Raw genomic sequence first — 8379 nt, 5'->3', positions numbered from 1 at the left:
GGTCCATGCGGCGGGCCTGGACCCGGTCCAGCAGCGTGGCGGGCGCGGTCGCCATCGGCGCGCCGATGCGCACCGGCAGGTCGTCGTGGAACTCGTAGTCCGTGACCAGGTCGTCGATGCGGCGGACGCCGGAGCGACCGGCGAGCATCCCGTCCCACAGTGCGGGGACGTCGGCGCCGAGCGGGGTGATCGCCCCGAGCCCGGTGACGACCACGTCTTCCTTCCGGGGGTTTGCCATACGTTCTTTGTATCGCATACAAATATGGAATGTCCATCGCGGAGCCGGCGCGCGACCGGGGCCGGCGCACCCGGGCGCGCATCCTGGAGCGGGCGGCCGAGCTGTTCGCGGCCGAGGGGTATGCGGCCGTGAGCGTGGCCGGCATCGCCGCGGCGGCCGGCGCCCATCCGAACCAGATCACGTACTACTTCGGGTCGAAGGACGCGCTGTTCGTGCAGGCCGCGTTCCTGGTGCTGCTGCGCGACGCCCGCCGCCTGGAGCCGATCGGCCTGCGGCGGCGCACCCCGGAGACGTTCCGCGCCGCCCTGGCCCGCGCGGCGCTGACCCTGCCGTCGGTGCCGGCCGCGGTGCAGGCCCTGGCCGTCACCCGGATGCGCCCGGAGCTGCACCCGCTCGCCCAGCAGCAGCTGGCGGTGCTGTTCCGCCAGGCCGAGCACTACCTGGAGGCGGTCCTGGCCCGCCGCGGCTGGACGATCGACCGCCCGCCGGCGGTGGAGGCCCGCACGTTCTGGAGCGCGGTGCTCGGCGCCCGGCTGGTCTCCGAGTCCGGCTACGGCGGCACCTCCACCGACATCGACCTGGCAGGCGTCCTCACGGTCCGCGCCGCACCCGCCCGCTAGGCAGCGCGCATCGCCCGCAGCAGGGGGATCGCGGCGATCTTCTCCTCGGTCAGCTCGGCCCAGCGGATCCCGCCGTCGGGGCGCGGCCCCCGCACGGCGCGGCAGTCGATGATGCGCTCCGGGGTGACGACGAGGTCGACCGGCGCGTCGTGCTCCGTCGTGGGGATCGTGCCGGCCGGCCGGACCTGCAGCTCGTGCACGGTGGTCACGACGAGGGTGCCCGGGCCGATGAGCCCGGCCGCGCTCGCCAGGGCGAACTCGAGGTCGGCGAACCCGCCGCCCTTGCCCAGCCGCGCCCCGTCCTCGCCGGCGGCGACGCAGCCGGTGACCACCAGGTCGACCGGGGCGAGGCCGGCGACGGCGACCCGCCGGGCCGAGCGGGTGGCCCCGCTGATCGACGCCGCGGTCCGTGGCTTGTCGGCGAGGTGCGCCGGGTCGAGCAGGAAGAACGGGTCGGCCTCGGCGAGCCGCGGCACCGCCATGTACACGACCTTGCCGTCCTCGAGGGCGCGCTGCCGGACCGGGAGCTGGGCCGAGTCGGGATTGGCCTTCACGGTACCGGCGGAGGCCCACTCGGCCGTCCCGCGCAGCCGTTCGGCGGCGGCCTCGGCGCCCGTGAAGTTGGTGATGCGCCCCCGGGCGCCGGGGAACCGCGCCACCCGGGCCGCGGTCAGCGCGGCCCACACCTCCTCGCGCAGCGCCGCCTTGGCCGCGAGGAGCTCGGCCGGCCCACCGGCGTCGTGGTCGTGGCGCGGGGCTCGTCTCGGCACACCCCAACCCTATGCGGGCCGCGGCCGCCGCTGGACCGCCACCCCGGCGCGCGCGCGAGCGCGGTGCCGCGGCCGGCGTGGGATCATGGACCGATGGCACGTCCGCTGCGCAACCTCGGTTTCCTCACCATCGGCCTGTTCGACCCGGCCGACCCGCGGGCCGGCCACGAGGCGACCCTCGAGGTGATCCAGCTGGGGGAGCGGCTCGGCTTCGACTCCGCCTGGGTCCGGCACCGGCACCTGCAGTACGGGATATCCTCCCCGGTCGCCGTGCTGGCCGCCGCGACGCAGCGCACCAGCCGCATCCAGCTCGGCACGGCGGTCATCCCGCTCGGGTGGGAGAACCCGCTGCGGCTCGCCGAGGACCTCGCCACCGTCGACGTGCTCTCCGGCGGGCGGCTCAACCCGGGCGTCAGCGTCGGCCCGCCCATGCACTGGGAGCACGTGCGCGACGCGCTGTACCCGGGCACGGGCGACGCCGAGGACTTCTCCTACGAGCGGGTCCGCCGGCTGCTGGCGTACGTGCGCGGCGAGCCGGCGACCGCGTTCCGCGGCACCGAGGGGTTCGAGGAGTTCTCCGACCGGGTCCAGCCGCACTCGGCCGGGCTGGGGGAGCGGATGTGGTACGGCGGCGGCAGCCTGCGCTCGGCGACGTGGGCCGGCGAGCAGGGTATGAACCTGCTCACCAGCAGCGTCGTGAAGGCCGAGGAGGCGGAGGACTTTGCCCAGATCCAGCTGTCGCACATCCGCGCGTTCCGGGCCGCCCACCCGGCCGGCGACGCGGCCCGCGTCTCGCAGGGCCTGGTGGTGATCCCGACCGACTCGGCGACCCCCGAGCAGCACGCGAAGTACGTCGCGTACGTGGAGCGCCGCACCCCGCGCACCCGCGCGCCGCAGGGGCCGGCCCGGATGCTGTTCGCCGAGGACCTGGTCGGGCCGTCCGCGCTCATCGCCGAGCGGCTGCAGTCCCACGTCGCCTACCAGGAGGTCGACGAGGTCGCGTTCGCGCTGCCGTTCTCCTTCGACCCGCCCGACTACGTGCAGATCCTCACCGACGTCGCGACCCGGCTGGCCCCGGCGCTGGGCTGGCAGCCTAGGAACTGAACTCCCGGACCCGGGCCCGCAGGCGCGCGAACCACGGCGCCAGCTCTGCGTCGATCGCCGCCCACTCGGCGTCGCCGACGACGAGCACCGGCGGGTGCTCGGGGCGACTGCGGACCATCCGCCCGCGCAGCCCGGCCGGCGGGTGGCTCGCCAGCAGCGAGGCTCACCGGAACACCCCGGGCAGACCCGCCCCGTGTCGATCATCACGGCGCCCATTATCGGCACGCCCCGGTCTGCGCCACACTCGTCGGCATGACCGATACCCAGCCCCCACGGACGGGCATGCTGATCAGCGTCCGCACCCGCCGCGACGTGGTGGTGACCGACCCGGCCCGCTTCCTGGCCGCGGCCCGCGAGGCGCTGCGCGCCGCCGGCGAGCCGGCCGAGGTGACGGACGTGTGCGACGCCGTCCATGCCCTGCTGGACCGCGACGGAGCGCTGGCCGCCGACTCGGTGCCGGGCGAGTTGCTCGGCCGCGGCGGCCTGCGCCCGGGCGAGCGGGTCACGGACCGCCCGGACGGGTTGTCCCCGGCCGGCTGGTTGCAGGAGGTCGTCCTGGACGACCCGCACCCGCTGCAGGACTACGGCTGCTTCCTGCCGGAGGACCCCTTCGCCCTCCCGCCACGCCACGACCCGCCGGACACCGCGGCCGGATGACCGCGGTGGGCCGCTACCCCGGGCCGCCGACCCGGGAGGCCGGGGCCGGCCCGCTTCTGTCAGGCCGGGCGGCGGGCGAACAGCAGGGCGCTGCGGCCCGCGTCCAGGAGCAGTTCGGCCTCCACGGCGAGGCCCGCGTCGCGCAGCCAGGCGGAGACGACCGCCGGCGAGCGGCGGTGGAGGTACACCCGCATCGGCAGGCCGCCGTAGCCCTCGGTCTTCAGGTGCGTGCCCTCGCCCGCATGGAAGCCGGCCAGCACGACGCCGCCCGGGCGCAGGACGCGGCGGAAACCGGCGCACACCGTCGGCATGTGCTCGTCGGGGACGTGGATGGTCGACCAGAACGCCACCAGGCCGGCCAGGGACGCGTCGGGCAGCGTGAGATCCGTCATGTCGCCGGTCTCGAAGCGGGCGCCCGGGTGCGCGCGGCGGGCCAGCTCGACCATCGCCGGGGACAGGTCGATCCCGGACGCGTCGACGCCGAGGCCGCGCAGGTGGGCGGTGACGTGGCCGGGGCCGCAGCCGACGTCGGCGACCGGGCCTGCCTCGACGAGCGTGGCGAACAGGGCGAGGGCGCCGCTGAGGTACGGCTCGCGCTGGAGGGAGTCGCGGACGAACTCCGCGTAGTTGCCGGCGACCGTGTCGTACGAGGTGCGGGTGTCCTCCAGCCAGGCGCTCACGCCACCGCACCCTAGCCGCGCGCGTTGGACCTCCGACAGCGGGGCATCGGCAAGGTGACAGTGCGGTGGCGGGCGTCGGTCAGAATGGATGGCTCCGACCCCCGATTGCTACCCGAAAGAGTGCGAAACGATATGCGTGCCACCCGGACGGTTGTTGCCGTCACCCTGACGTTGCTGATCGGTGCCGGTCTGGCCGCGTGCTCGTCGCAGGCCGACGACCTCGAGAAGCAGCTGACCAAGGCCGGCTACACCAGCGTGTCGGCCGAGGCCGACTACGACACCACCACCAAGAACGGCAAAAAGAAGAAGAAGCTCGACGACTACGAGGCCACCGCCAGGGCCGGCAGCTGCACGGTCGAGGTCGAGCAGGACTCGGGCGACAACGACTACGTCATCGAGACCGTCAACGGCAAGGACGTCAGCTACACCAACCTGACCGCGTCGGCCCTCATCGCCGAGCTGGGCAAGCAGGGCGTGCGCTGCTGAGCGTGCGGGTCCTGGTGACCGGGATGTCCGGGGCGGGCAAGACCACCCTCCTGCGGGAGCTGGCCCGCCGCGGGCACCGCACGGTCGACACCGACTACGACGGCTGGGTCCGGCCCGACGGCACCTGGGACGAGCCGCGCATGACCGGGCTGCTCACCGACGGGCAGCCCGTCGTCGTGTCCGGCACCGTGGGGAACCAGGCCCGTTTCTACGCCCTTTTTGATCATGTGGTACTCCTGACCGCCCCACTCGCCGTCCTCCTGCAACGGGTGACGGCCCGCACCGACAACCCGTACGGCAGCACTCCCGCCCAGCGGCAGGCGATCGCCGACTACACCGCGACGGTGGAGCCCCTGCTGCGCCGCGGCGCGACCCTGGAGCTCGACGGCCGGGCCCCGGTCACCGACCTGGCCGACGCCGTCGAGACACTGCAGCGTGATGGATGACCCTCCCGAGGCCGAGGCCGAGGTCGCCGCGTTCGAAGCGGCGCACGGCGTCCGGCTGCCCGAGCCGTACCGCCGGTTCGTCATCGAGACCGGCGACCCCGGCCTGGTGCCGCTCGCCCACGCCTGCCCGGGCCGGTGCGCGCCCGGGCATCTCACCCGCCCGAGCCCGTACGTGCCCGGGCCGCGGTACATCGGCGACTGGGAGGTCCGGTACGAAGCGCCGGGCCGGGACCGCGTGTTCCTGCCCGGCACGCTGATCGTCGCCGGGCACGGGTGCTCGCTGTACACCCACCTCGTGGTGAGCGGGCCGGCCCGCGGGCGGCTGTTCAACCTCGACAACGAGGGGCCGTGGGGGCCGTACGTCGTCGAGGACCCCGACTTCCTCGCCTGGTACGAGCGATGGCGCGACGACCGGGACTCCGGACTGCAGCGGCTGCCGCTCGGTGCGGCCGAGCTGCTCGACGTGCTGGCGGCGGACCCGGCGCCGCACCGGCGGGCCCTCGCGGGCACCTCGCTGCTGGCGCTGCCGGTGGTGAGCGGCGAGGCATGGACGGCGCTCGCCCGGGCCGTGGCCCGCGACCCCGACCCGTCGGTCCGTGCCGACCTCTGGCAGGCCCTCGACCGCACGCGGGCGCAGCGCCCGCCCGCCGAGGAGGTCGCCCGGTACGCACGGGAGTGTGACCCGCCCGACCTGCGTGCGCTGGCCACGCTGCGCCGGCTGACGTACGCCGACGTGGCGCCGGAGCTCGTCAGCGACGACCTCGAGCGCCGGCGGACGGCCGCCTACCTGCTCGCGTGGGAGGGCCCCGACGCGCCGCCGGCGGACGTCGAAGCGGCCGTCTCGTGGCTGCTCGCCGACTCCGACCGCATCGTGCGGGCGCACGCCGTCGCCGCGGTCCGCCGGCACCGGCTCACCCGGCTGCGGCCCGTGGTGCGGTCCCTGCTGCACCGGGACACCGACCCGTGGACGCTGGACTACGCCCGGTGGTGCCTCGAGGTGCCGCAGCCCCTCCGCGGCCCATGGGACGGGGAGCCGCCGTTCTGAGCTGAGCCGGTGGCGGGCGGCCCGACGGGAAGGGAACGGCCGCCCGCCACCGGGGCCGTCACGCCGCGGGCTCGCCGGACGGGACGGGGAGCGCCGTGCTCAGGGCGGCCGGCACGCCGAAGTTCGGGGTGCCGTCGGCGTTCCAGGTGAACTTCTGCGCGCGGGTGCTGCGGTTCATGTCGCAGCCGCCGCTCGCCGAGCTGTTCGCGTGGTACACGATCCAGTCCTCGGTGCCGTCCGGCGACTTGAAGAAGCCGTTGTGGCCCGGCGCGTACACGCCGTTGGCGTTGGAGCGCTGGAACACCGGGTTCGGCGACTTCACCCACGACGACGACAGCAGCGGGTCACCGCCGTTGTACGTCAGCATGCCCAGCTTGTAGTCGGGCGTGGAGCAGTGGCTCGCCGAGTAGACGATGAACGTCTTGCCGCCCCGCTGCAGGACCTCGGGGCCCTCGTTCACGGAGCCGCCGATCGTCTCCCAGGAGTACGTCGCCGTCGACAGGGTCCGGCGGGTGCCGCTCGCCGTCCAGGGGTTCGACAGCGGGCGGATGAACATCGGCTGCGCGCCGTTGTAGAACGTGCCGAGCAGGTACAGCTGGCCGTTGAGCTGCAGGATGCTCGCGTCGAGCTCCCACGTGTTGTCGGCCGTCGGGTCCAGCATGTCGGCCTTCCACGTGTACGGCCCCATCGGGTCGAGCCCGGAGCTCTCCAGGACGTGGATGCGTTGCGTGCCGAGGTTGTACGGCTCCTGACCGGCGGTGTAGTAGAAGTACCACCGCTGCCCGTTGGGACCGTTGAGCAGGTGGAACTCGGGCGCCCACATGGTGCCGGCGCCGTTCGGGCGGGTCAGGTTGAAGATCACGGTCTCCGGCGCGGTCTTCAGCCCGGCGAGCGTGCTGGCCTTGCGCATGGTGATGGTGCGGTTCCACGTGGTGGCGGCCAGGTAGTAGAAGCCGTTGTAGTACGTGAGCCACGGGTCGGGGCCCTGCGGGTCGAGCGGGTTGGTGAACGTCCCGCCGCCACCGCCGCCGGTCCCGGGGTTGTACCCGGCCAGGCGCCACACCCGGCTCGTGGCCGTCGTGCAGGGCAGCTGTACCAGCAGCGCGTTCTGCGCGGTCGAGTCGCCGGCCGGGGCGACGCACTTGCCGGAGTGCACGGCCACCAGGTTGAACGTGTTCGTGGCGCCCGAGACGGTGACCGGCTGGAGCCGGAACTGCTGGTTGGTCTGGCTGTTGCAGCTGTACTGGATGATCTGCGCGTTGTCGGCCGTCGACACGCCGCTGACGTCGAGGCAGCGGCCGGCCGCCACGGTCGCGACCGTGTACGTGCCGGTGGTGCCGGAGACCGGGTTGAACGTGAAGTTCTGGCTCGTGGCCGACGTGCAGCTCTGCTGCTGCAGCTGCAGGGCCTGGGTCGACGCGCCGCCGGGGACGGTGGCGCAGCGGCCGTTGGCCTGGTTGACGGCCGTGCTGGTGAACGTCACCGGGGCGGCGGACGCGGGGATCGCGGGCAGCACGCCCGCGACGAGGGCCGTGACGGCGACGACGACGCCGGCCGGCCTTCGGATGGTTGGCATGGCGGATACCTCCCTGAAAACCTTTTCGGAATGGTGGCAGCGCCATTTCCTTGTGTCAATGTTGTGACGTGGAACATTCACGGCCGAAAACATTTCGGCCTGTGACGTCCGGCCGGGCGTGCGCGTGTAGCTGGTATGACGACGATCCATACGCTCGACGGCGTGCCGCCGCCGATCGTGTCCGCCGACCCGCCGCCCGAGTTCGCCGACTGCTACGCGGCGCAGTTCCGGGTCATCGCGGCGCAGCTGGCCGTGTACCTGGGCAGCGTCGAGGAGGCGCAGGAGGTCACGCAGGAGGCGTTCACCCGGGCCTGGACGCGCTGGAGCCGCATCGCCCGCTACGACGACCCGGCCGCGTGGGTGCGCCGGGTCGCCTGGAACCTGGCGACGAGCCGGATCCGCCGCGCCCGCACGGCCCTGCGGCACTGGCGCAACCAGCGCGTCGAGCTCGTCGCCGGCCCCGGCCCGGACCGGGTGGCCCTGGAGGCCGCCCTGGCCGAGCTGCCCCCGAACCAGCGCCGCGCCGTGGTGCTGCACTACCTGGCCGGCCTGCCGGTCGCCGAGATCGCCGACCTGTGCCGGGCCCACGAGGGCGCCGTGCGCACCTGGCTGTACCGCGCCCGCAAGACCCTCGCCCGCCACCTGGAGGTGACCGACGATGTCTGAGCTCGACGACCGGATCCGCACCGCCCTCGGCACGCTCGCCGACGACGACCGCCACCTGACCGATGGCCAGTACGAGCTTGACTCCGCGCAT

The 8379-nt window shown here is 74.0% G+C and carries 12 protein-coding genes; 7 read left to right on the top strand and 5 right to left on the bottom strand.

Going from position 1 to position 8379, the window contains the following annotated elements; genetic code table 11:
* Positions 1 to 238 (bottom strand): beta-ketoacyl synthase N-terminal-like domain-containing protein (locus ABZS66_RS58815; protein WP_354773268.1); only part of this gene is annotated, 238 nt, incomplete at its 3' end.
* 29 nt (positions 239 to 267) lie between these two features.
* Between ABZS66_RS58815 and ABZS66_RS58810 the strand changes: the two genes are divergently transcribed.
* Complete coding sequence (locus ABZS66_RS58810; protein ID WP_354773266.1) at positions 268 to 858, top strand: TetR/AcrR family transcriptional regulator C-terminal domain-containing protein; 591 nt, start codon at positions 268 to 270, stop codon at positions 856 to 858.
* On the opposite strand, the gene ABZS66_RS58805 is transcribed toward ABZS66_RS58810, so the two are convergent.
* Positions 855 to 1628 (bottom strand): 5-formyltetrahydrofolate cyclo-ligase, encoded by a 774-nt coding sequence (locus tag ABZS66_RS58805; protein WP_354773264.1) that lies wholly within the window; start codon positions 1626 to 1628, stop codon positions 855 to 857. The genes ABZS66_RS58810 and ABZS66_RS58805 overlap by 4 nt on opposite strands.
* A 93-nt stretch (positions 1629 to 1721) precedes the next feature.
* Between ABZS66_RS58805 and ABZS66_RS58800 the strand changes: the two genes are divergently transcribed.
* Positions 1722 to 2732 (top strand): LLM class flavin-dependent oxidoreductase, encoded by a 1011-nt coding sequence (locus ABZS66_RS58800; protein WP_354773262.1) that lies wholly within the window; start codon positions 1722 to 1724, stop codon positions 2730 to 2732.
* Here the strand turns inward: ABZS66_RS58800 and ABZS66_RS58795 are convergent.
* Complete coding sequence (locus ABZS66_RS58795) at positions 2722 to 2850, bottom strand: hypothetical protein (RefSeq protein WP_354773260.1); 129 nt, start codon at positions 2848 to 2850, stop codon at positions 2722 to 2724. The two genes, ABZS66_RS58800 and ABZS66_RS58795, sit on opposite strands and share 11 nt — an antisense overlap.
* 134 nt (positions 2851 to 2984) lie before the next feature.
* Between ABZS66_RS58795 and ABZS66_RS58790 the strand changes: the two genes are divergently transcribed.
* Positions 2985 to 3389, top strand: coding sequence for a hypothetical protein (locus ABZS66_RS58790; RefSeq protein WP_354773258.1), 405 nt, complete (start codon positions 2985 to 2987; stop codon positions 3387 to 3389).
* A gap of 59 nt (positions 3390 to 3448) precedes the next feature.
* Here ABZS66_RS58790 and ABZS66_RS58785 read toward each other — a convergent pair whose 3' ends face one another.
* On the bottom strand, positions 3449 to 4069 hold the full coding sequence (locus tag ABZS66_RS58785; RefSeq protein WP_354773257.1) for a class I SAM-dependent methyltransferase: 621 nt from the start codon (positions 4067 to 4069) through the stop codon (positions 3449 to 3451).
* A gap of 132 nt (positions 4070 to 4201) precedes the next feature.
* Here ABZS66_RS58785 and ABZS66_RS58780 point away from each other — a divergent pair, with 132 nt between their 5' ends.
* Genes ABZS66_RS58780 through ABZS66_RS58770 form a run of 3 tightly spaced genes read left to right on the top strand, consistent with a single transcriptional unit; the run spans position 4202 to position 6046 of the window.
* Positions 4202 to 4555: a hypothetical protein gene (locus ABZS66_RS58780; RefSeq protein WP_354773255.1), complete on the top strand. Its 354-nt coding sequence runs from the start codon at positions 4202 to 4204 to the stop codon at positions 4553 to 4555.
* A 2-nt stretch (positions 4556 to 4557) separates the two neighbouring features.
* Positions 4558 to 5001 (top strand): AAA family ATPase, encoded by a 444-nt coding sequence (locus ABZS66_RS58775; RefSeq protein WP_354773253.1) that lies wholly within the window; start codon positions 4558 to 4560, stop codon positions 4999 to 5001.
* On the top strand, positions 4994 to 6046 hold the full coding sequence (locus ABZS66_RS58770; RefSeq protein WP_354773251.1) for a hypothetical protein: 1053 nt from the start codon (positions 4994 to 4996) through the stop codon (positions 6044 to 6046). The genes ABZS66_RS58775 and ABZS66_RS58770 overlap by 8 nt, the downstream gene beginning before the upstream one ends.
* Positions 6047 to 6104: 58 nt before the next feature.
* Here ABZS66_RS58770 and ABZS66_RS58765 read toward each other — a convergent pair whose 3' ends face one another.
* Complete coding sequence (locus tag ABZS66_RS58765) at positions 6105 to 7622, bottom strand: family 43 glycosylhydrolase (protein ID WP_354773250.1); 1518 nt, start codon at positions 7620 to 7622, stop codon at positions 6105 to 6107.
* A gap of 135 nt (positions 7623 to 7757) precedes the next feature.
* Between ABZS66_RS58765 and ABZS66_RS58760 the strand changes: the two genes are divergently transcribed.
* Entirely contained in the window at positions 7758 to 8288 is a 531-nt protein-coding gene (locus ABZS66_RS58760; protein WP_354773248.1) for a sigma-70 family RNA polymerase sigma factor, read from the top strand.
* Positions 8289 to 8379 lie beyond the last annotated feature (91 nt).

Origin of the sequence: Dactylosporangium sp. NPDC005572 (assembly GCF_040605515.1) — a bacterium.
Classification (GTDB): domain Bacteria; phylum Actinomycetota; class Actinomycetes; order Mycobacteriales; family Micromonosporaceae; genus Dactylosporangium.
This window is presented reverse-complemented; position numbering and strand designations above follow the sequence as displayed.